The following is a 21806-nucleotide window of genomic DNA, read 5'->3' as shown; positions in this document are numbered from 1 at the left end:
AATGTCGACCTAAGATTCCGGCACGAAATGGGGTAACATCGCTCTGATGGGCACTTTGATAAGAGTTTTGAGCGGACTGACCAGGCTCGTCGGCATCGTCCTCGCAGCCGTCGTGGTGATTGCGATCGGCTTGGTCCTGGCGATCGGCTTTGCCCCGGGCGTGACCCGTTTTGCCGTCGATGAAGTCGCCAAACTCGCCTCGACGCCTGACCGCCGTATCACCGTCACGGACCCCTCCGGTCTTTTGACGGGCAAGCTGCGCGCCGGCAACGTTACGCTCTCCGACACAAAGGGAATTTTTGGCCAGATCTCCGGCCTGTCCGTCGACTGGTCGCCGCTTGCCCTCATCAAGGGCACCTTCCATGCCGAGACGATCGCCGCTGACAAGGTAGATTTCGTGCGCTTGCCGATCAGCACTGCGGAAGTCGTGCCGGAGCCGACGCAGGCAACGCGCACAGCGTTCACCTTGCCCGTCGCCGTCACAGTCGATGCGTTCAACCTGCCCGAGATCCAGCTCGGCAAGCAGATTGCCGGCAACGACTTCGCGCTGGCAGCCTCGGGCAGCCTCGATGCTGAAGGCAACAGCATGGCGATGAAGCTCAACGCCAACCGCCTGGATGTGCCGGACGCAAGGCTGGTGGCCGATGTCGTCTTTGCACCCGATGACAACCAGCTGAAACTCCAGGCCAATCTCGCAGAGCCGAAAGGCGGCATGCTGGCCGGTCTGCTGCGCTTGCCCGGAAGCCCGGCAATGAACATCGATCTTTCCGGCCAGGGTCCGCTCTCAGACTGGACCGGCAAGCTGCAGGCGGCCCTCGATGGCCAGCAGATGGCGACGATAGACGGGCGCCACGTGTTGTCGGCAGACGGCGTGCGCCACATCACTGTCAAGGGCGGCGGCAAGGTGGACTCTCTGCTGCCACCGAATTTCCGGCCTCTCTTTGCCGGCCAGACGACCATCGACGTCGCAGCCGCCTTTGACGGCAAAGGCAAGATCGATATCCAGACCGGCAATCTCGCGACAGGCAGCGTCGTGCTTGCGGCATCCGGGACACTCGATCCTGCCGGTAATAACAGTCTCAATGCCAATCTTATCGGCACCTCTGGACCGGTAGACTTCCGCTGGCCGCTGGCCGAAGGCGAGGCTCGCGCCCTTATTTCACGCGTCGATCTCGCCCTGACCGGCGCAGCAGGGTCGGCAAAAATCGATGCCAGGGCGCAGATCGACAGCGCCAGCGTTCCGCAGGGGCGGCTTTCAAAGGTAGACCTCACCGCAAAGAGCGATGATTTCAATGTCTCGGCAAGCTCCGGTCCGCTGCTGCTCAACCTGTCGGTCGGCGATGCTTCCTTCGTCAATCCGGACCTGCAGCGGGCAGTTCACGGCCCGCTCTCGCTATCCGCCCCCTTGCAACTCTCTTCCAACAATATCGGCTTCAATGGCACGACGCTGCAAAGCGGCGGTATCAACGGCACGCTCAACGGTCGCTACACGCTGACCTCGCAATCTCTGAACGGCAATTTCAAGCTGGCAGTAGCCCCCGCAGCACTGCCCGAAGCGATTGCCCAGAAATTCGATACGCCGATTTCGCTGGAGGCGCAGGTCGCCGGCACTATCCCGTCCAGGATCAATCTTTCCAATCTCCATCTGAAATCCGGTACCGCCGAGATCAACGGCAATATCGCCCTTGCGGACGAGGCACTGACAGCGGATCTTTCCGGCCGATTGCTCAAACTTTCAAAGCTGCTGGAAACTGCCGACGGACAGGCCGACTTCACCGTCAAGGCAGCGGGGCCGCTGGCAAAACTCGGCGTCGATGCCAGCCTGAAGGCGATCAACGTTAAACTGGCCGGTCGCCTGCTGGATACGCTCGACGTCGCTGTCAAAGGCGTCGCCGATCCGAAGGCGCCCGAGGGCAGCGTCACGGCGTCGGGTGCAATCGACGGCAAGCCGATCAACATCAGCGCCAATGCTACTTCCAAGGATGGCGCAACCGACATACCCGGCCTCAGCGTGGAGATCGGCGATAACAGCCTGAATGGGTGGCTGACCCTATCGCCAGGCTTCGAGCCGGCCGGCTCCTTGACCTTCGACTTTCCTGATATAGGGCTGTTGGCGGCACTGGCCGGTCAGCGGGCAGACGGCAACCTCCGGGGCGAGGTCAAGATCGACAACGACAACGGCAAGACCTCTGCCGTGATCAATGCATCCGGTTCCGGAGTGCGGCGAGACGATCTTTCCATCGTCAAGCCGGAGATCGCGCTGACCATCAGCGACCTCAAGGCATTCGCTGCCAATGGCAGCATTCGTGCGGGCGAAATCGCTTCCGGCACGAACAGGCTGGTTGCCCCGGCCCTGACATTCACGCAGCAAGGCAGCCGTACGGACTTCGATCTGAAGGCCAATTACGACGACAAGCCGGTGACGGCGTCAGGAAATGTCGTGACAGGCAACGGCCAGACGGTTGTCAGCCTCGATAACTTCGCGGCAACTCCGATGGCTATTCCTGTAAAGCTCGGCGCGCCGACGAAAGCAACGATTGCCAACGGCATCGTGACCCTTTCCGGACTGACCATCCAGACCGGCAGCGGATCGATCAACGTGACCGGCAGCGCCGGTGAGGCGCTCGATATCGAGGTAAAGATCACAAGCCTGCCCGCAAGTCTGGCGAACACCTTCATGCCAAGCCTCGCCGCCGAGGGTACAATCTCCGGAACGGCCAAGGTAACCGGCAAGCCGGCGGCCCCCAGCGTCGTGTTCCAGGCAGATTGGGCGAATGCCGCCACGAGCCAGACGAAATCGGCCGGCATTTCCGCGCTGGGCATCAAGACAAACGGCAAGTTTGCAGACAACAAGGTCACGATCGATCTCAATCTCAGCGGCCCCTCCGGTCTGTCGCTGAACGGTGGCGGCAGCGTCGAGGTTGCAGGCAGCAAGGCCCTGGCCCTGAAATTCGACGGCATCGTACCGTTCGACGTGCTTGCGGGGCAGTTGTCGGCACAGGGTTACGTCGCCAGCGGCGCGGCAAAGGTCAATGTCCAGATCGGTGGCACGACCGCAGCGCCGGCGATCACCGGTAGCGTCAACATCAGCGGCGCCAAGCTCCTCGATATCCGTCGCAACCTTGCGGTCAACGCAATCTCCGCCAACCTGACGCTGGAGGGCCAGCAGGCGCGCCTCGTCAGCCTGAATGCGACGCTGGGCAGCGGCGGCACAGTTTCCGCCAGCGGCACCGTCGGTATCTCCGGTGACTTCCCGGCAGACATCGCCATCAAGCTTAACAGGGCCACCTATGTCGACGGCACTCTCGTTACCGCCACCGTGGACGGCACGCTCGGCATCAAGGGACCGATCCTGACCGCGCCCGTCCTCAGCGGCAAGCTGAGGCTGGAGAAAGCGTCGATCACGGTGCCGGAAAAACTGCCCGCCTCGCTGTCGGAGATCAACATCCGCCACAAGAACGCCCCCGCCGCCGTAACCGCCCAGTTCAAGAAGGATCGGGCGCAAGGCGCCACGCAGAAATCGATGAGCCTCGGGCTCGACCTGCAACTCGATGCGCCGTCCCAGATCTTCGTGCGCGGTCGTGGCATCGATGCGGAACTCGGCGGCAGCGTCATCATCAAGGGCACGGCAGCAGCGCCGGTCGTCACCGGCGGCTTCACCATGCGCCGTGGCCGATTGACCATTCTCAGCCGCCGGCTGGATTTCACCGACAAGAGCCGCATCAGCTTTGCCGGCGACCTGACCCCCACCCTCGACATGGAAGCGACCTCGACGGCGAGTTCGACGACCGTGACCGTCAATGTGTCAGGCGTCGCCACGGACCCGACGATCGGCTTCTCCTCCTCCCCCGCTCTGCCGCAGGACGAGGTCATGGCACAGCTCATCTTCGGCCAGTCCATGGCCAAGCTTTCGCCGGTGCAGATTGCCCAGCTTGCCGACGCCGCCAGCCAACTGGCCGGTGGCCGCTCGACCTCGCTGTTCGAGGGTTTGCGCAACCAGCTCGGCGTCGACGACCTGGATGTCACTACCGATTCCAAGGGCCAGACCCAGGTCGGCGTGGGCCGCTACATCAACAAGCGCACCTATCTGGAACTGCAGCAGGGCACCGGCAATTCGACCAAGGCCGTGATCAACCTCGATGTCGGGCGCGGCATCAAGCTGCAGGGCTCGGCTGGCTCCAATGGTGCCGGTGGCGCCGGCGTCGTCTATGAACACGAATACGACTAGAAACCTGTCTTGCTGGTTTTCAGGAGAATGTTCGATTCCGTCGTGTTGATGCCGTCGATGAGCCGGATGCGCCTGAGTGTCTCGTCGAAGCCGGCAAGGTCATGGCTCTCCAGCTCGGCGATGAAATCCCATTTGCCATTGGTACTGTGCAGGGCGCGCACCTGCGGCAACCCGCGCAGCTGATCGGCGACCCGGTCCGCCAGCCTGCCCAGCACCTCGATCATCACGATCGCCCGCACACCGGCAGACCTTGTCTCGTGGCCGGTGCGTATCGTGAAGCCGGTGATGGTGCCGTTTTCCACCAGCCTGTCGATGCGCGCCGAGACTGTAGCGCGCGATGCGCCGGTTGCCGCAGCCAGCGATGAAACCGGTATCCGCGAATTATGCCTGAGTGCGCTCAGAAGCTCCCGGTCCAGATCATCCATAGACATCTCACTTTGTAAAATCGGCCTTAGCAATCTGCATAATCATACGCAAAAACCGACACTTTTCCATCTTTTTGCTGTCATCGCCGTAGGTCATATTGCCCTGACAATTCAGGGAACCGCCTCATGAACACCCACTCGACCTCTGTCACGCTGATCGGCGTTCCTCTCGAAGAAGGCTCTGGCCGACGAGGCGCGGCCATGGGGCCGACGGCGCTCCGCATCGCCGGCATCGACACGATGTTGATCGAGCTCGGCCATAGCGTTATCGATGCCGGTGACCTTCACCCTGAACCGGCCGGCGACTTGCCGGATCATCCAAAGGCTCATCACCTGAAGGTGGTCGGTGCCTTTACCCGGGCGCTGGAATCAAGCGTCTACGACGTGGCAAAGGCCGGCGGGTTTCCCATCATTCTTGGCGGCGACCATGCCTTGTCGATGGGCAGCGTCTCGGGGATGGCCCGCTATGCGGCCGGCATCGGCCGTCCGCTTTTCGTATTGTGGCTCGACGCCCATGCCGACTTCAATTCGCCGGTGACGTCTCCGTCCGGCAATATCCACGGAATGCCCGTGGCGTTTTTCTGCGGCGAGGCGGAATTCGCCGACATCCTGCCGAAGGAACGACCCTTCGTCGACCCGCGCAAGGTCTATCAGGTCGGCATCCGCTCCGTCGACCCGCATGAGCGCGATGCCATCCGCGAGCACGGTGTCAACGTCTTCGACATGCGCGCCATCGACGAGCAGGGCGTCGCTTCCATCATCAGCAACATCCTGACGACAGTGAGCAATGCCAATGGTCTGCTGCATGTCAGCTTCGACGTCGATTTCCTCGATCCGGACGTTGCACCCGGCGTCGGCACGACCGTTCCCGGCGGCGCCACCTTCCGAGAAGCCCATCTGGTCATGGAAATGCTTTCGGACAGCGGCCTCGTGTCGTCACTGGATCTCGTCGAACTCAATCCGTTTCTCGACGATCGCGGCAAGAGCGCCCGCGTTCTTGTCGAACTGACGGCCAGCCTGTTCGGCCGCCGCATCTTCGACCGCCCGACCCGCGCCGCCTGATCCTGGAGAGGAGACCGATCGTGACCTTGTCCGCCAATCTCATAGCCACCGAACAGCGCCTCGGCGCCCACAACTACAAGCCGCTCGACGTCGTCCTGTCACGTGGCGAAGGCGTGTATGTCTGGGACACCGACGGCAATCGCTATCTCGATTGCCTGTCCGCATATTCGGCGGTCAACCAGGGTCACTGCCATCCGAAAATCCTTGCGGCCATGACCGAGCAGGCCGGCAAGCTGACGCTTACCTCGCGGGCTTTCCGCAACGACCAGCTTGCCTACCTCTACGAAGAGCTCGCCGCCCTCACCGGCTCGCACAAGATCCTGCCGATGAACTCCGGGGCCGAGGCAGTCGAGACTGTCGTCAAGGCGGTCCGCAAATGGGGATATGAGGTCAAGGGCGTCGCCGGGAACCAGGCGGAGATCATCGTCTGCTCGGAGAACTTCCACGGCCGGACGCTCGGCATCATCAGTTTTTCGACGGACCCCGATGCCCGCAACGGCTTCGGCCCCTACGCCCCCGGCTTCGTCACCGTGCCCTTCGGCGATGCCGATGCACTGGCGGCAGCGATCACTGAAAATACCGTTGCGGTTCTGGTGGAGCCCATCCAGGGCGAGGCCGGCGTCATCATCCCGCCGGCAGGCTATTTCACGCGTGTCCGCGAGCTCTGCACCGACAACAACGTCACGCTTATCCTTGACGAGATCCAGACAGGGCTCGGCCGTACGGGCAAGCTGCTGGCTGAGGAGCATGAAGGCATCGAGGCGGACGTGACGCTGATCGGCAAGGCGCTGTCAGGCGGCTTCTATCCGGTGTCGGCGGTGCTTTCGAACTCGGAGGTGCTGGGGGTCCTGAAGCCCGGTCAGCATGGCTCGACCTTCGGCGGCAACCCGCTAGCCTGCGCCGTCGCCCGGGCCTCACTGAAGGTGCTGACGGAAGAAGGCATGATCGAGAACGCCGCCGTTATGGGCAACCGCTTCCTCGATGGCCTCAGGGCAATCCGGTCCAACATCGTCAAGGACGTTCGCGGTCGCGGCTTGATGATGGCGATAGAACTGGACCCGGAAGCCGGCGGCGCAAGGCCTTACTGCGATGCCTTGAAAACACTCGGCATTCTGGCCAAGGACACCCACGGCCATACCATCCGCCTTGCACCCCCGCTTGTCATCACGGCAGATCAGGTCGACTGGGCCGTCGAGCGACTTGCCAAGGTGCTCGCATAGCACGACCCTTTCGTTGTTTCTATAGTTAGATGCATGCGTGCTTACCCCTAGGATTTCAGGGGTAAACAATAGAATCTAAGTAAATTTTTAATGACTTCATTCTAATACAGATAGCAACGCGCATCAGACTTCCGAATAAAAATGACATTTGACAAATTTAAAATTTTCGTCTGAACTACAAATAACTCAACGCACAGCAAATAATCAGCCATACTTACAAATTAGATAGAATATAAAATGAAAATGGGCGGCGCTCACATTTTACATTCTGCTGATTGGCGAAGTGTGCCTTGACGACATTGCTTCCTTGGAGGAAAATTCTATGTCGATCATACCGTTCAGTTCCGGGGCCAAAGCCAAGGCGATCAACGCAGCCCTCATGAAATCCCAGGCAGTCATAGAGTTCGACCTGACAGGGAAAATCATCACCGCCAATGAAAATTTCTGCAACACGCTTGGCTACAAGCTGCAGGATATCGTCGGCAGGCACCACAGCATTTTCTGCGACCCCGCCTATGTCGCATCCAGCGAGTACCGCGCCTTCTGGGCCAATCTCGGCGACGGCAAGTTCGATTCCGGCGAATATAAAAGACTTGCTAAGGACGGACGCGAAGTCTGGCTTCAGGCGACCTACAATCCGGTTCTGTCGCACGGCAAACCCTGCAAGGTGGTCAAATTCGCCAGCGTCATCACCGACGCAAAATTGCGCGCGGCCGATGCCGAGGGCAAGCTCAATGCGATTTCCCGCGTCCAGGCCGTGATCGAATTTACGCCTGGTGGAGAGATCCTTACGGCAAACGAAAACTTCCTGTCGCTCCTTGGATATAGGCTCGAGGAAATCAGCGGCCGTCACCACCAGATATTCTGCGACCCGGCCTATGTTTCAACGCCGGCATACAGGAAGTTCTGGGAAACGCTCGCCTCCGGTCAGTTTATCGCGGAAGAGTTCATGCGGATCGGCAAGGGCGGCAAGGTCGTCTGGATTCAGGCTTCCTACAACCCTATTCTGGACATGAACGGTCGCATCTTCAAGGTCGTCAAATTCGCAACCGACGTCACCGAACGCGTCCGTGCAGTCGCAGAACTGGCCGCTGGCCTGACGGCGCTTGCCAACGGCGATCTGGTATCGCGCATTGAAAAGCCGTTCATTCCGACGCTTGAAAAAGTCCGCGTAGACTTCAACCACTCCGTCGAGAAGCTGGAATCCGCCATGCGCGTGGTGGCCGAAAATGCCAACGCGATCGCCGCCGGCGCAAGCCAGACCCGCACAGCCTCCGACGAGCTCGCGCGGCGTACCGAGCAACAGGCCGCCGCCGTGGAGCAGACAGCCGCTGCCCTGGAGGAGATTACCCAAACGGTTGCCGATAGCGCCCGTCGGGCCGAGGAATCCGCCAATCTGGTGGCCCAGACTAGAAGCGGAGCCGAACTCTCCGGAGCGGTCGTGCGCAACGCCGTCAATGCGATGGGGGAAATCGACAAGTCTTCGCGCGAAATCAGCAACATCATCAGCGTCATCGACGACATTGCCTTCCAGACAAACCTGCTGGCCTTGAACGCCGGCGTCGAGGCAGCGCGGGCCGGAGAAGCCGGCAAGGGCTTCGCAGTCGTCGCCCAGGAAGTCCGCGAACTCGCACAGCGCTCGGCCAAGGCGGCCAAGGAGATCAAGACACTGATCACCACCTCCTCGATGCAGGTCAAGAACGGCGTGTCGCTCGTGGATGAAACAGGCCGCGCGCTGGACACCATCGTCCGCCAGGTCGGCGAGATCGACACGAACGTTGCCGCTATCGTCGTTGCCGCGCGGGAACAGGCGACCGGGCTGAAAGAAATCAACAACGCCGTCAACTCCATGGACCAGAACACCCAGCAGAACGCGGCCATGGTCGAGGAGACGACAGCGGCAAGCAGCAGTCTCGCCAACGAGGCCGAGAGCCTGCGCGAGTTGTTGGCGCAGTTTAGATTTGGGCAACACTCTTCCACTATGATTCGCTCAGGGCGTCCCGATGCCAGAGCGACGACGGGTTCGGCGCCCGTATCGAGGGTGAAGGCCGTTCGCGCCAGCGGTCGCGGGGCCACAGCCGCGCTTGCTCAGGAAAATTGGGAAGAATTCTAATGGCAACCATCACGACAACGAGTTTCAGCGGCGAGACCCTCGAGATCATCGCTTTCCGGCTTCACGAGCAGGAATTCTGCGTGAAGACGACCACCATCCGCGAGATCCGCGGCTGGGCTCCTTCAACCCCGATCCCGCATGCACCGTCTGACGTCATCGGCGTCATGAACCTGCGCGGTTCGGTGATCCCGATCATCGATCTTGCCTACAAGCTCGGCATGAAGAGCACGGTCGCCAACGAACGCAGCGCCATCGTTGTCGCCGAGGTCCACAACATGGTGATCGGCATGCTCGTCGACCGCGTCTCCGACATCCTGACGATCGGCTCGGACCAGGTGCAGCCGGTCCCGGAAGTCACCGCTTCCTTCGATCGCTCCTATTGCGAAGGCATCATCGCCACCGAAAACGGCATGATCTGCTTTCTCAACCTGGCGAAGATGTTCAAGGAAACCGACGCAGAGGACATGGCTGCTTAAAGACGTGGCCGCATAAAACTGCCGTCGCCTTCCACAAATGAAACCGCTCCGTTCCGGGGCGGTTTTTTATTGCCGTCATGCCTGAACCCGTGCGCCCGCAGACATTATACTGACCGCACAATCTTTGGTTTTATTGTCTATTTAGAATATACCGTAATTTAACTATTTTTATCCATCTTTGTATTGCGACATCATGTTGCGGACAGCTTAACGCAGACAGCCAGTGCAACTCTGGCGCACCTAGCAAATCGATTATTCAAATACGGCCGTTCCGGATGGATCGGCCAACGTCTCTTCGTGCGATGTGCCTGAGGGCTGTTGTCGCGCCTGGAGGTTTCAATGGAGCATTGGCGCTGGCGTGGGGCTGCGCCAGGAAATGAGGCACCTCGCTATGAGCTTCGGACTGACTTCAGACGCCCAGCATATTCTCAATGCCATCTCGCGATCACAGGCAGTGATCGAATTCGACCTGACAGGCAAGATCCTGAAAGCAAACGAAAACTTCTGCAACGCGCTCGGCTACCAGCAGAGCGAGATCGTCGGCAAGCACCACAGCATGTTTTGCGACCCGGATTACAGCGCCTCGCAGGAATATCGCAATTTCTGGGCCAGCCTTGGCCGCGGCGACTATGCTTCAGCCGTTTTCAGACGCATCGGCAAGAACGGTCGGAATGTCTGGATTCGGGCAAGCTACAATCCCGTTCAAAAGAGCGGTAAGCCCTACAAGGTCGTCAAATTCGCCTCCGACATCACGGCCGCATACACCAAATCTGTCGAGGACGCAGGCAAGCTGGATGCGCTTTCCCAATCTCAGGCCATCATCGAATTCACACCGACGGGCGAAATCCTCGTTGCCAATGAAAATTTCTGCAATGCGCTCGGCTATTCGCTCAGCGAGATCGTTGGCAAACACCACAGCATGTTCTGCGATCCGGCCTACAGCCGCTCCGAGGAGTATGCAAACTTCTGGCGCCGTTTGGCGGGTGGCGAGTTTGTTGCCAACGAGTTCGTCCGCCTCGGCAAGGGTGGTCGCGAAATCTGGATTCAGGCCGCCTACAATCCGATCCTCGATGCCAACGGGAAGGTCTTCAAGGTCGTCAAATTTGCGACGGATGTCACCAGCCGCATGAGTGCCATTGCGAAACTCGGCGAAAGCATGAAGGCACTGGCGCAAGGCGATCTCACGCAGACCATCGACACGCCGTTCGTACCCTCGATGGAGCAGTTGCGTCGCGATTTCAACGACGCGCTGGGCAAGCTTTCGGCGGCGATGGAGACTATCGGCGGCAACGCCAGCGCTATCGCAGCCGGCTCGCGCGAGATTGGCACGGCGGCAGACGACCTGTCCAAGCGGACGGAGCAACAGGCCGCCTCCATCGAAGAGACGGCGGCAGCGCTCGAAGAGATCACGACCGCTGTCAACGACAGCAGCAAGCGTGCGGACGAGGCCGGACGGCTTGTCGCCCAGACACGGCAGGGGGCCGAGCAATCTGGCAATGTGGTGCGCAACGCAGTTGCCGCAATGGGCCAGATCGAACAATCGTCCCGCGAGATTAGCAGCATCATCGGCGTCATCGACGACATCGCCTTCCAGACCAACCTGCTGGCGCTGAATGCCGGCGTCGAGGCTGCCCGTGCCGGCGAGGCCGGAAAGGGCTTTGCAGTCGTTGCCCAGGAGGTCCGTGAACTCGCACAGCGCTCCGCCGGGGCTGCAAAGGAGATCAAGGGGCTGATCAACAAGTCCGGCCAGTTGGTGAAAAACGGTGTTGCACTGGTCGACGAGACCGGCAAGGCACTAGAAGAGATCGTTCAGCAGGTCGGCGATATCGACAAGAATGTCATCGCTATCGTCGTGGCCTCGAAGGAACAGTCTCTCGGCCTCAAGGAAATCAACCAGGCGGTCAATGCCATGGATCATGCGACCCAGAAGAACGCCGCCATGGTCGAGGAAAACACTGCGGCGAGCCACAAACTTACGCACGAGACCGAGGAGTTGCGCGCACTACTCGCCCAGTTCGGCGTCGCCGGCGACAGGCCCTCACGCACGGCAGCCGCCTCACCACGTTCCCGGACCGCGCCATCGCCGGCTCGCCAACCGGTGATGCGGGCTGCCAGAAGTAGCGGTTCGTCAGCAGCCGTCGCCGAGAGCTGGGAGGAGTTCTAGCCGCGAGCCCAGAGGGTTTGGGACCGCATGCGGCCTCGCTCAATCGAGTGCCGCGTCGATGATCCGGCCGGGGTGGGTGAATATCTCGAAATCCTCCCCCCGGACCAACGCGATGAGCGTCATTCCCGCCTCCTCAGCCGTCCGGATGGCGAGAGCTGTCGGGGCTGATATCGCAATCAACACGGCGCTGCCGAGAATGGCGGCCTTCTGCACCATCTCGACCGACAATCGGCTGGTGACGACGACCGCGCCTAAGCCGGCGTCCTGCCCGGCACGAACGACCGCACCACACAGCTTGTCCAGCGCATTGTGACGGCCGACATCCTCGCGCACGGCCGAAAGCCCCTTCCCCGGCAGGTAAAAGCCCGCACCATGCACAGCCCGGGTCTCGCGATGCAGCGGCTGCGCGGCATTAAGCAAAGCGACGGCCCCGGTGACTTCGGCCATGGTCAGTGTCGGGCCGACACCCGAAACATCCGGTATCGGGCGCACAGCCTGCTCGATCGACTCGATGCCGCACAGGCCGCAGCCGACCGGCCCGGCCATGTGACGCTTGCGGGTGCGCAACGCGTCCGCCACCGCATCGACAAGAGTGATCTGCACGTCGATGCCCTCGTCATCCTCTACAGCCTCGATGGCGGCGATCTCTCCGACGGAGGTGACGATACCTTCCGTCAGGCTGAAGCCGACAGCGAAATCCTCGAGATCGGCGGGTGTCGCCATCATCACCGCATGCGAGGAGCCGCCATAGGAAAAGGCAATTGGCACTTCCTCGGGCACGCTCCGAAGGCTTCGAGCCATCTTGCCATCGCGGCGCGCAATTCTCTCGACATGCGCAGTCGTCTCGAACTTGCTCAACGCTTTCCCATCAGCAAATCAGCTGCCCACCGTTGATCTCGATCACCTGGCCAGTGATGTAGCCGGATAAGGATGGTGCCGACAGGAACAGGTATGCCGGCGCGCAGTCCTCTGCCGTCCCTAGACGCTGCAAAGGGATTGTGCGTCGGGTCGCCTCGAGTTTTTCTTCGGACGAATAGCGCTCGTGGAATTCTGTCGTGATCGTCCCCGGCGATACGCAGTTGACGCGGATACCGTCCGGCGCCAGTTCCCGCGCCAACGCCTTGGAATAGGTGGCAACGAAAGCCTTCGAAGCAGAATAGATTGCCGAACCCGGACTGCCTCCCGTCAGCGCGGAAATCGATACCGTGTTGACGATGGCCGCCTGCCCCGAGGCTCTCAGCAACGGCAGCAGTCCACGTGTGACCTCGACGACAGCCGTCTGGTTGAGCTGCACCACGGCCTGATATTGCGCATCGGTGAGATCGGCGGCCGGATAGCGTCCCAGCATCGTCCCGGCGTTGTTGACCAGCACATCCACCGTCCCAGCATGTTCGCCAACGGCCTTGACGAAGGCAGACGTCCCATCGGCAGCACCGAAGTCGGCGGCAAAGATCACGGCACGCCCTGTATTTTTAGCGTCGCTGAGAAAAGCCGGCAATGGGCGACTTTCATCCCGGCCGATATGCACCAGCACGCGCGCGCCGCAGTCGAGAAACTGCCGCGCCACCTCAAGCCCGATCCCACGGCCCGCACCCGTCACGACGACGGTGCGGTTGGCAAACAAATTGGATTGAAACACTAGAACTCTCCCAGGCCCGATGGCTCCCATCCCGCTATCATAGGGTTTAGATCCACGAAGGAAAGCCGATTGGCGGGAGGTTTAGCGGAGAAATCGGTATCGGACGAACAAGCCGGTTCAAAAAATAAAAGCGGCCGAAGCCGCTTTGAAGATCTTGTCCTGACGCTCTGTATCAGTCGCGGATGACGCTACCCTGCAGATGCGAAAGTTCCATGATGAACTGCTCGAGCTTCGACTTGTGCTCGTGATGAACGGCATCGTTGAGTTCGGCCTGCGCCGCGTCGATACGACGGGTCAATTCATCGCGCTGCAGTTCGTCGACCGGAACGGCGGATTCGGCGAGCAACGTGCAGCCCGTCGGCAGGACGTCTGCAAAACCGCCGAAAACCACATAGTCCTTCTTGGCACCGGTGCTGGAGCGGACGCTGACCACACCTGGCTTGATAGTGGTCATGGTCGGTGCATGGTTTGCCATGACCGTCATCTCGCCTTCGCTCGCCGGAATGACGACAGCCGTCACCATTTCGGACAGCAGCAGCCGCTCGGGAGACACCAGTTCGAATTTGAAATCAGCCATGGACCGTCACTTCTCGATTGTCTTTGGTAAGGCAGTGGCGCTGGCAAAGCCTGGCGCCACCGACAAGCATCAAACGGCAGCAGCCAGCTTCTTTGCCTTTTCGACCGCTTCCTCGATGGTGCCGACCATGTAGAAGGCAGCTTCCGGGAGGTGGTCGTAATCGCCGTTCACGAGGCCCTTGAAGCCCTTGATCGTATCTTCGAGCGCAACGAGTTTGCCCGGAGCGCCGGTGAAGACTTCGGCAACGAAGAACGGCTGCGAAAGGAAGCGCTCGATCTTGCGGGCGCGGGCAACCGACAGCTTGTCGTCTTCCGACAGTTCGTCCATGCCGAGGATGGCGATGATGTCCTGCAGGGCCTTGTAGCGCTGCAGCGTCGACTGAACCTTACGAGCAACTTCATAGTGCTCTTCGCCGACGACCAGCGGGTCGAGCATGCGCGAGGTGGAGTCCAGCGGATCGACGGCAGGATAGATGCCCTTTTCGGCGATCGAGCGCGACAGGTTCGTCGTTGCGTCCAGATGGGCGAACGAGGTTGCCGGAGCCGGGTCGGTCAAGTCGTCGGCGGGGACGTAAATCGCCTGAACCGATGTGATCGAGCCCTTGGTCGTCGTGGTGATGCGCTCCTGCATCTGGCCCATGTCGGTGGCCAGCGTCGGCTGATAACCCACGGCCGAAGGAATACGGCCGAGCAGAGCCGACAGCTCCGAACCCGCCTGCGTAAAGCGGAAAATGTTGTCGACGAAGAACAGAACGTCCTGTCCCTTGTCGCGGAAGTCTTCGGCGATCGTCAGGCCGGTGAGCGCAACGCGGGCGCGCGCACCTGGTGGCTCGTTCATCTGACCGTAGACGAGAGCTGCTTTCGAGCCTTCGCCGCCGCCCAGCTTGTTCACGCCGGATTCGATCATTTCGTGGTAAAGGTCGTTGCCTTCGCGGGTGCGTTCGCCGACGCCGGCAAACACCGAGTAACCGCCGTGCGCCTTGGCGACGTTGTTGATCAATTCCATGATCAGAACGGTCTTGCCAACGCCGGCGCCGCCGAACAGGCCGATCTTGCCGCCCTTGGCATAAGGTGCGAGCAGGTCGACGACCTTGATGCCGGTAACAAGGATCTGCGCGTCAGTGGACTGCTCGATATAGGCAGGCGCTTCCTGGTGGATCGAGCGCTTTGTCGCGGTGACCAGCGGACCTGCTTCGTCGACCGGCTCGCCGATGACGTTCATGATGCGGCCGAGCGTCTCGGGGCCGACCGGAACGGTGATCGGGGTGCCTGTATCGGTGACGGTCTGTCCGCGAACCAGGCCTTCGGTGGCGTCCATTGCGATCGTGCGGACGGCGTTTTCGCCGAGGTGCTGCGCGACTTCCAGAACAAGGCGGTTGCCGTTGTTCATGGTTTCCAGCGCATTCAGGATCTTCGGCAGTTCGCCGTCGAACACAACGTCAACGACGGGTCCGATGATCTGCGTGATCTTGCCGGTCGAACCGACTGCAGGCGTTGCTGCTGCGGGGGTAGCTGCCATAGCCATATTCTTACCCTCTTCCTAACCTCAGAGCGCTTCCGCGCCCGAAATGATTTCAATGAGTTCCTTGGTGATCTGCGCCTGACGCTGGCGGTTGTAGCTGAGCGTCAGTTTGTTGATCATCTCACCAGCGTTCCGGGTCGCGTTATCCATTGCACTCATCTTCGCGCCCATCTCACCAGCAACGTTCTCGAGGAGCGCGCGGAAAACCTGGACCGAGATGTTGCGCGGGATCAGATCCGTCAGGATCGACGCGGCATCGGGTTCGTATTCGTAGATCGCATTCGCCTGGGTCGCTTCCGTCGCGACCGGTGCAGTCGGCACGATCGCCGGGATAAGCTGCAGCGCCGTCGGCACCTGCGATATCACAGACTTGAATTCGGAATAGAACAGAGTGCAGACATCGAATTCGCCGGCATTGAACATCTCCACGATGCGCTTGCCGATTTCATCGGCATTGCCGAAGCCGATCTTCTTGACGTCGCGAAGTTCCTTGCGCTCGACGATCAGCGAAGCAAACTCGCGACGCAGGATGTCATAGCCCTTCTTGCCGACGGTGAAGATCTTGACCGTCTTGCCTTCGGCCAGCAGCCTGCGGGTATGATCGCGGGCAAATCGGGCGATCTGCGAATTGAAACCGCCGCAGAGACCACGTTCCGCCGAGCAGACGACCAGCAGATGAACCCTGTCCTGACCGGTTCCACGCATCAGCGCGGGCGCCTCGTCACTGGTGCCGACGGCCTGCGTGATGTTTGCAAGCACGGCGCCCATGCGCTGCGAGTAAGGGCGGGCAGCCTCGGCCGCCTCCTGAGCACGCCGAAGCTTCGCCGCTGCGACCATCTTCATCGCTTTGGTGATCTTCTGCGTCGCCTTGACGGAGGCGATCCGGTTTTTCAGATCCTTAAGTGAAGGCATCCGTTATCCGTCCTAAAGTGATGCCTTGATCAGGCGAAAGACTTGCCGAAGGTATCGATGGCAGCCTGGAGCTTGCCCTTGATATCGTCGCTGATGGCCTTCTGGTCGCGAATGGCGTCAAGGATGTCCTTGCCGTCAGACCGCAGATAAGACAGCAGGCCCTGCTCGAACTTGCCGATATCGCTGACAGCGACCTTGTCGAGATAGCCGTTCACGCCGGCGAAGATAACCGCAACCTGCTCTTCCGTCTTCAGCGGCGAGAACTGCGGCTGCTTCAGGAGTTCGGTCAGGCGTGCGCCGCGGTTCAGCAGGCGCTGCGTCGAGGCGTCGAGATCCGAGCCGAACTGCGCGAAGGCAGCCATTTCGCGATACTGCGCAAGTTCGCCCTTGATCGAGCCAGAAACCTGCTTCATCGCCTTGACCTGAGCGGCCGAACCAACGCGGGAAACCGACAGGCCGACGTTCACAGCCGGGCGGATACCCTGGTAGAACAGGTCGGTTTCAAGGAAGATCTGGCCGTCGGTGATCGAGATCACGTTGGTCGGAATGAAGGCCGAAACGTCGTTGCCCTGTGTTTCGATGACCGGCAAAGCCGTCAGCGAACCGGAGCCCTTTTCGTCGGAAAGCTTGGCAGCACGCTCGAGAAGACGCGAGTGCAGGTAGAAAACGTCGCCTGGGTAGGCTTCGCGGCCTGGCGGGCGGCGCAGCAGCAGAGACATCTGGCGGTAGGCGACGGCCTGCTTGGAAAGATCGTCATAGCCAATCAGAGCGTGCTGGCCGTTGTCGCGGAAGTATTCGCCCATGGCGCAACCGGCAAACGGTGCGAGGTACTGCATAGGCGCCGGGTCGGACGCGGTGGCAGCAACGATGATCGAGTACTTCAGCGCGCCGCGCTCTTCGAGCACCTTCACGAACTGGGCAACCGTCGAGCGCTTCTGGCCGATGGCGACGTAGACGCAATAGAGCTTTTCAGCATCAGGGCCATTGTCGTGGATGGCCTTCTGATTGAGGATCGTGTCGAGAATGATGGCAGTCTTGCCGGTCTGGCGGTCGCCGATGACGAGCTCGCGCTGGCCACGGCCGACCGGGATCAGAGCATCGATGGCCTTGAGGCCGGTGGACATCGGCTCATGCACCGACTTGCGCGGGATGATGCCGGGAGCCTTGACGTCGACGCGCGAACGGCGGGTCGCGTTGATCGGGCCCTTGCCATCGATCGGATTGCCGAGTGCGTCAACGACGCGGCCGAGCAGTTCGGGACCGACTGGCACATCGACGATGGCGCCGGTGCGCTTGACGATGTCGCCTTCCTTGATGTCGCGGTCGGACCCGAAGATCACGACGCCGACATTGTCGGATTCGAGGTTGAGGGCCATGCCGCGAATTCCGCCGGGGAACTCGACCATTTCGCCGGCCTGGACGTTATCCAGACCGTAGACGCGGGCAATGCCGTCACCGACGGAGAGAACCTGGCCGACCTCGGAAACCTCAGCCTCCTGGCCAAAATTCTTGATCTGGTCTTTCAGAATTGCGGAAATTTCCGCGGCGCGGATATCCATCAGCCAACCTCTTTCAATGCAAGCTTAAGGGTAGAAAGTTTGGTGCGTAGCGACGTATCAATCTGTCGCGACCCCACTTTCACAATCAAACCACCAAGAATAGACGGGTCCACCGTTACGGCGACCGTGACTTCTTTACCGGTAACGCTCTTCAGCGCCACCTTCAATTCGTTTTCCTGCTCCGGCGTCAGCGCATGCGCGGAACTGACCTCGGCAGTGACTTCGCCACGCTGCTCGGCAGCGATCAGGCGGAAAGAGCGGATCATGCCCGGCAGCGCAAAAAGACGACGGTGACGCGCAACGACCTTCAGGAAGTTTGCGAAGAAACCGGTGATCCCAGCCTTGGCCGACAAAGCCTCGATGGCCTTGACCTGGTCTCCGGACGAGAAGACCGGACTGGCAACGAAACGCCGCAAGTCTTCGCTTTCGTCGAGCATGGCCTGGAAACGGTCGAGATCGGCAGTCACCTGGGCGACGGCGCCCTCGGCGAGCGCAAGCTCGAACAAAGACGATGCATATCGCTCTGCCACACCGGATATAGGATGGGATGTGTCTGCCACGGGCACAATTTTCCCTGATTTCAACCCTAAAGTTAGGATCCGGGCGTGCGGATGCCTAGGACTTTGAATTGGTTTTGATTTCCCCCAAGAAATCCGCGGGAGATGCCCCCGCTTCTTCCCATTTCCGAGCCCGTCTAACATAGGAAGTTGAGACTCGCAACACACCTCGGTCCCTATTGCGCCTTTCGCGGGGATTTCTGCCGCAAAAAGCCGAATTCTCCCCGCGACGAGTTGGCGCAGGTCAAATTCTGCTCAAATCCAGCCAAGAAAATAGATAATCGGCAAAGCTGCAAGAGCAACCTGGATGACAAGCATCACGAGGTTGACGACGACGTTTCCACGGTCCGACATCAGCGACAGCACCCTCCCGAATGCTGCAAGCGCGAAAGACGTGCCGAGGGCGAGATAAACCATGGGCTGTGCCAGAAGGATCGCCATCAGGCCGAAGCCGATATACGATCCGCCCATCGACCGGGCCTCCGCATAGGCGCCGAGGCGACCCTCGCGCGGCTGCAGACCGAGAATGCGATAGGCATATCCAGGCGCAAACATCATGAAGAGCCCGAGCAAGGCCGTAAAGGCAGCCGCGCAATAGGCGAGCTGTTCGCCCCGTTCAGTCGGAAAATAAAATTCCATCACCGTTCCCAAATCATCTGAAGCATTGCCGGCCTTATGGCACGAAGTCCGTGTCGAGGAAATATGGATGCCCCGCCCCATGGTTTTGGTAACCAATGCTGTCGGCAGCGGCTCGGTTTACAAAAAGCTCTGCGGGTCGATATCGAGTTGCACATGGACGGAGCCGCGCTCCTTCGGCCCTTGCGCCAGCAGGGTTCGCAAAAACCCCTGCATGTCCGAGTTGCGCCGGCCGTGCACCAGCAGCCGGAAGCGATGCCGGCCGCGCACCAGCGCCAGCGGCGCCTCGGCCGGTCCGAGGACGGCAATGCCCGGCACGTTAGGCGCGGCGTTGCGCATACCGCGCGCATGGGTCTCGGCATCCTGGCGCGTTTCGGCCGAGACGATGATCGAGGCAAGCCGTCCGAACGGCGGCAGCAGGGCTCTTTCCCGCTCCGAAATCTCGCGCTCGTAAAAAGCAGCTGCATCGCCCGAGACGATCGCCTGCATGACGGGATGCTGCGGCTGGTAGGTCTGCAGCAGGCCATGGCTTTTCAGCCCGGTCCGACCGGCGCGGCCGGTGACCTGGCTCAGCAACTGGAATGTCCGCTCGGCGGCCCGTGGGTCGCCATTGGCAAGCCCGATATCGGCATCGACGATACCGACCAGCGTCATCAGCGGGAAATTGTGACCCTTGGCCACCAGCTGCGTGCCGATGACGATGTCCGCCTCGCCATTGGCGATGGCCTCCAGTTCCAGCCGTAAGCGCTTGACGCCGCCGAGAATATCGGAGGACAGGACGATGGTCCTTGCATCCGGAAAATGCTTCTCCACCTCCTCGGCGATACGTTCCACGCCGGGCCCGCAGGCGACGAGATGATCGAAGGTGCCGCATTCCGGGCAGGCTTCCGGCGTCCGCTCCGCATGACCGCATTGGTGGCACTGCAACTGCTGGCGAAACCGGTGCTCCACCAGCCAGCTGGAGCATTGCGGGCACTGGAAGCGGTGGCCGCAGACCCGGCAGAGGGTCAGCGGTGCATAACCGCGCCTGTTGAGGAACAGCAGCGCCTGGTGCCCGTCCGCGACCGTCTTTCCAACCGCGCGCAAAAGCACCGGCGACAGGAAACCGCCGCGATCGGGAGCATGCCGCCGCATATCGACGAGGTGAAGATCTGGCAACGCCGCATCGCCGAAGCGCGTCGGCAGGTGGATGGTGCTGTAGCGGCCGCTCTGGCCGTTGACCTGGCTTTCGACCGATGGCGTCGCCGACACCAGCACGACCGGGAAATCGCCGATCCGGGCACGCACCACAGCCATGTCGCGGGCATTGTAGAAGACCCGATCCTCCTGCTTGTAGGCAGGGTCGTGCTCTTCGTCGACAATGATTAGCCCGAGATCCTCGAACGGCAGGAACAGCGCCGAGCGCGCACCGGCGACAACGCGCACATCCCCCGTGACCGCCTGCCGCCAGACTTTTTCCCGTGTACGAGGGGCAAGGTCGGAATGCCATTCGGCCGGCTTCGACCCGAAGCGCTGCTGGAAACGCTCGAGAAAGCTTGCTGTCAGGGCAATTTCCGGCAGCAGGATCAGCACCTGCCGTCCCTGCCGCAGGGTCTCGGCTATCGCCTCGAAATAGACCTCGGTCTTGCCGGATCCGGTAATCCCGTCGATCAGAGATACCGAGAACGTCGCCTTCCTGACCTCGTCGATCACCTCGACTGCCGCCTGCTTTTGCGGCCCCTCCAGCCGGGCCGCCACGAAATCCGGATCGGGCTTGGCAACGACAGGCGGCGGAGTGAGAAAGATGGTCTCGAAAACCCCCTGCTTTACCAGACCGTCGATCACGCTTGTCGACACGCCGGCAGCGTGGGCCAGGCCGCTGCGCGTCCACGAAGGCGCGCCGACGGCCATTTCCAGCACGCGGCTTCTGGCCGGCGTCAGCCGGTCGGGCGCGCCGCCGACGAACTTGAGCCCCTCGACCATCGGCTCCGGATCGAAGGCAGCCGGCACGCGCAAGGCCATCCGCGCCACATGGCCGGGCGGCGACAGCGTGTAGGTGGCGACCCAGTCTATAAAGTCGCGCATTTCCTTTGCGAGCGGCGGGCAGTCGAAAACACGGGTGATCGGCCGCAGCTTCTTGGGGTCGACGCCGTTGTCATCGCCCCCGTCCCAGACGACGCCGATCACCTGGCGCGGACCCAGCGGCACCTGCACGACCGAACCGGGCTCGACCGCCATACCCTCGGGCACGGCATAGGAATAGGGCCGCGGCGCAGGCATGGGCACCAGAATGGGCACAGTACGCGTCACCGGCGGCACCTTCGCAAGCGCGCCGAACAGATCAGAGGAATCGTTGTTCATTGCGGCAGACCATGCCCGGAGTTGGAAAGAAATGAAACCGGCGAATGGTGCCGGTCCCCATCAACTAGGGACGAGGGGCGAGATGCGCAACTGCGGTTTCAGGCAAAGAGCAGCCGTCACGGATTAGATGTCGACAACGGCCTCCGCATGCAGGATTGCGATCGTGTGCCGACAATTGGCACGTCAGACGAACGACACAGCTGACTATCGAAACGCGCGCCGTTGAAGAGTGTTTTGAAGACATGTCACTGCAATGCGAAGACATCTCCATAATGTCCCGCACCAGAGATCACGTTGACAATCTCAAGTTGAATCTATAGCTTTAGCGACAGCAATGGACAGTGGGGCTTCCGCAAGGACGCCATTGCAAGCCCGCC

General features: G+C 60.9%; 16 protein-coding genes. 6 read left to right on the top strand and 10 right to left on the bottom strand.

What is annotated here, in order from left to right; genetic code table 11:
* Positions 1-46 precede the first annotated feature (46 nt).
* Positions 47-4228, top strand: a complete 4182-nt coding sequence (locus J5278_RS02885) for a translocation/assembly module TamB domain-containing protein (protein WP_209185217.1) — start codon at positions 47-49, stop codon at positions 4226-4228.
* Here the strand turns inward: J5278_RS02885 and J5278_RS02880 are convergent.
* The gene (locus J5278_RS02880) at positions 4225-4653 is read right to left on the bottom strand and encodes an Lrp/AsnC family transcriptional regulator (RefSeq protein WP_111219812.1); all 429 of its coding nucleotides are present in this window, start codon (positions 4651-4653) and stop codon (positions 4225-4227) included. The two genes, J5278_RS02885 and J5278_RS02880, sit on opposite strands and share 4 nt — an antisense overlap.
* A gap of 126 nt (positions 4654-4779) precedes the next feature.
* Here J5278_RS02880 and rocF point away from each other — a divergent pair, with 126 nt between their 5' ends.
* The 5 genes from rocF (at position 4780) to J5278_RS02855 (ending at position 11688) form a co-directional block, all read left to right on the top strand.
* Positions 4780-5715, top strand: coding sequence for an arginase (gene rocF / locus J5278_RS02875; RefSeq protein WP_209185219.1), 936 nt, complete (start codon positions 4780-4782; stop codon positions 5713-5715).
* 20 nt (positions 5716-5735) lie between these two features.
* The gene (rocD, locus tag J5278_RS02870) at positions 5736-6935 is read left to right on the top strand and encodes an ornithine--oxo-acid transaminase (RefSeq protein ID WP_209185221.1); all 1200 of its coding nucleotides are present in this window, start codon (positions 5736-5738) and stop codon (positions 6933-6935) included.
* Between the two features lie 322 nt (positions 6936-7257).
* A complete protein-coding gene (locus J5278_RS02865) occupies positions 7258-9048 on the top strand; it encodes a PAS domain-containing methyl-accepting chemotaxis protein (RefSeq protein WP_209185223.1) in 1791 nt (596 codons plus the stop codon).
* On the top strand, positions 9048-9524 hold the full coding sequence (locus J5278_RS02860; protein ID WP_111219804.1) for a chemotaxis protein CheW: 477 nt from the start codon (positions 9048-9050) through the stop codon (positions 9522-9524). Before J5278_RS02865 ends, J5278_RS02860 begins: the two co-directional genes overlap by 1 nt.
* A gap of 391 nt (positions 9525-9915) precedes the next feature.
* Positions 9916-11688, top strand: a complete 1773-nt coding sequence (locus J5278_RS02855; RefSeq protein ID WP_209185225.1) for a methyl-accepting chemotaxis protein — start codon at positions 9916-9918, stop codon at positions 11686-11688.
* Positions 11689-11727: 39 nt separating this feature from the next.
* On the opposite strand, the gene fdhD is transcribed toward J5278_RS02855, so the two are convergent.
* The 9 genes from fdhD to J5278_RS02810 form a co-directional block, all read right to left on the bottom strand.
* A complete protein-coding gene (gene fdhD, locus J5278_RS02850) occupies positions 11728-12489 on the bottom strand; it encodes a formate dehydrogenase accessory sulfurtransferase FdhD (RefSeq protein ID WP_219258334.1) in 762 nt (253 codons plus the stop codon).
* A gap of 67 nt (positions 12490-12556) precedes the next feature.
* Entirely contained in the window at positions 12557-13327 is a 771-nt protein-coding gene (locus J5278_RS02845) for an SDR family NAD(P)-dependent oxidoreductase (protein WP_257623385.1), read from the bottom strand.
* Between the two features lie 172 nt (positions 13328-13499).
* The gene (locus J5278_RS02840; protein ID WP_111219796.1) at positions 13500-13904 is read right to left on the bottom strand and encodes a F0F1 ATP synthase subunit epsilon; all 405 of its coding nucleotides are present in this window, start codon (positions 13902-13904) and stop codon (positions 13500-13502) included.
* 69 nt (positions 13905-13973) lie between these two features.
* The gene (gene atpD / locus J5278_RS02835) at positions 13974-15428 is read right to left on the bottom strand and encodes a F0F1 ATP synthase subunit beta (protein ID WP_142824730.1); all 1455 of its coding nucleotides are present in this window, start codon (positions 15426-15428) and stop codon (positions 13974-13976) included.
* 21 nt (positions 15429-15449) lie between these two features.
* Positions 15450-16337: a F0F1 ATP synthase subunit gamma gene (locus J5278_RS02830; protein WP_209185231.1), complete on the bottom strand. Its 888-nt coding sequence runs from the start codon at positions 16335-16337 to the stop codon at positions 15450-15452.
* A gap of 29 nt (positions 16338-16366) precedes the next feature.
* The gene (gene atpA, locus J5278_RS02825) at positions 16367-17896 is read right to left on the bottom strand and encodes a F0F1 ATP synthase subunit alpha (protein WP_209185233.1); all 1530 of its coding nucleotides are present in this window, start codon (positions 17894-17896) and stop codon (positions 16367-16369) included.
* Positions 17896-18462, bottom strand: a complete 567-nt coding sequence (locus J5278_RS02820) for a F0F1 ATP synthase subunit delta (RefSeq protein ID WP_209185235.1) — start codon at positions 18460-18462, stop codon at positions 17896-17898. Before J5278_RS02820 ends, atpA begins: the two co-directional genes overlap by 1 nt.
* Positions 18463-18708: 246 nt before the next feature.
* Positions 18709-19092 (bottom strand): DUF4345 domain-containing protein, encoded by a 384-nt coding sequence (locus J5278_RS02815; protein WP_142824726.1) that lies wholly within the window; start codon positions 19090-19092, stop codon positions 18709-18711.
* 117 nt (positions 19093-19209) lie between these two features.
* Positions 19210-21429, bottom strand: a complete 2220-nt coding sequence (locus tag J5278_RS02810; protein ID WP_209185237.1) for a primosomal protein N' — start codon at positions 21427-21429, stop codon at positions 19210-19212.
* Positions 21430-21806: the final 377 nt, after the last annotated feature.

It is taken from the genome of Rhizobium sp. B21/90, from assembly GCF_019355815.1.
Taxonomy (GTDB): domain Bacteria; phylum Pseudomonadota; class Alphaproteobacteria; order Rhizobiales; family Rhizobiaceae; genus Rhizobium; species Rhizobium rhododendri.
Note: the sequence above shows the minus strand (reverse complement) of the source record. Positions and strands in the feature narration are given on the sequence as shown.

Coding starts and splice junctions, on each gene's coding strand:
- J5278_RS02855 (WP_209185225.1), top strand. CDS start 9,916: ATGAGCTTCGGACTGACTTCAGACGCCCAGCATATTCTCAATGCCATC.
- atpA (WP_209185233.1), bottom strand. CDS start 17,896: ATGGATATCCGCGCCGCGGAAATTTCCGCAATTCTGAAAGACCAGATC.
- atpD (WP_142824730.1), bottom strand. CDS start 15,428: ATGGCTATGGCAGCTACCCCCGCAGCAGCAACGCCTGCAGTCGGTTCG.
- J5278_RS02885 (WP_209185217.1), top strand. CDS start 47: ATGGGCACTTTGATAAGAGTTTTGAGCGGACTGACCAGGCTCGTCGGC.
- fdhD (WP_219258334.1), bottom strand. CDS start 12,489: ATGGCTCGAAGCCTTCGGAGCGTGCCCGAGGAAGTGCCAATTGCCTTT.
- J5278_RS02830 (WP_209185231.1), bottom strand. CDS start 16,337: ATGCCTTCACTTAAGGATCTGAAAAACCGGATCGCCTCCGTCAAGGCG.
- J5278_RS02880 (WP_111219812.1), bottom strand. CDS start 4,653: ATGGATGATCTGGACCGGGAGCTTCTGAGCGCACTCAGGCATAATTCG.
- J5278_RS02860 (WP_111219804.1), top strand. CDS start 9,048: ATGGCAACCATCACGACAACGAGTTTCAGCGGCGAGACCCTCGAGATC.
- J5278_RS02815 (WP_142824726.1), bottom strand. CDS start 19,092: ATGGAATTTTATTTTCCGACTGAACGGGGCGAACAGCTCGCCTATTGC.
- J5278_RS02865 (WP_209185223.1), top strand. CDS start 7,258: ATGTCGATCATACCGTTCAGTTCCGGGGCCAAAGCCAAGGCGATCAAC.
- J5278_RS02810 (WP_209185237.1), bottom strand. CDS start 21,429: ATGAACAACGATTCCTCTGATCTGTTCGGCGCGCTTGCGAAGGTGCCG.
- J5278_RS02840 (WP_111219796.1), bottom strand. CDS start 13,904: ATGGCTGATTTCAAATTCGAACTGGTGTCTCCCGAGCGGCTGCTGCTG.
- rocF (WP_209185219.1), top strand. CDS start 4,780: ATGAACACCCACTCGACCTCTGTCACGCTGATCGGCGTTCCTCTCGAA.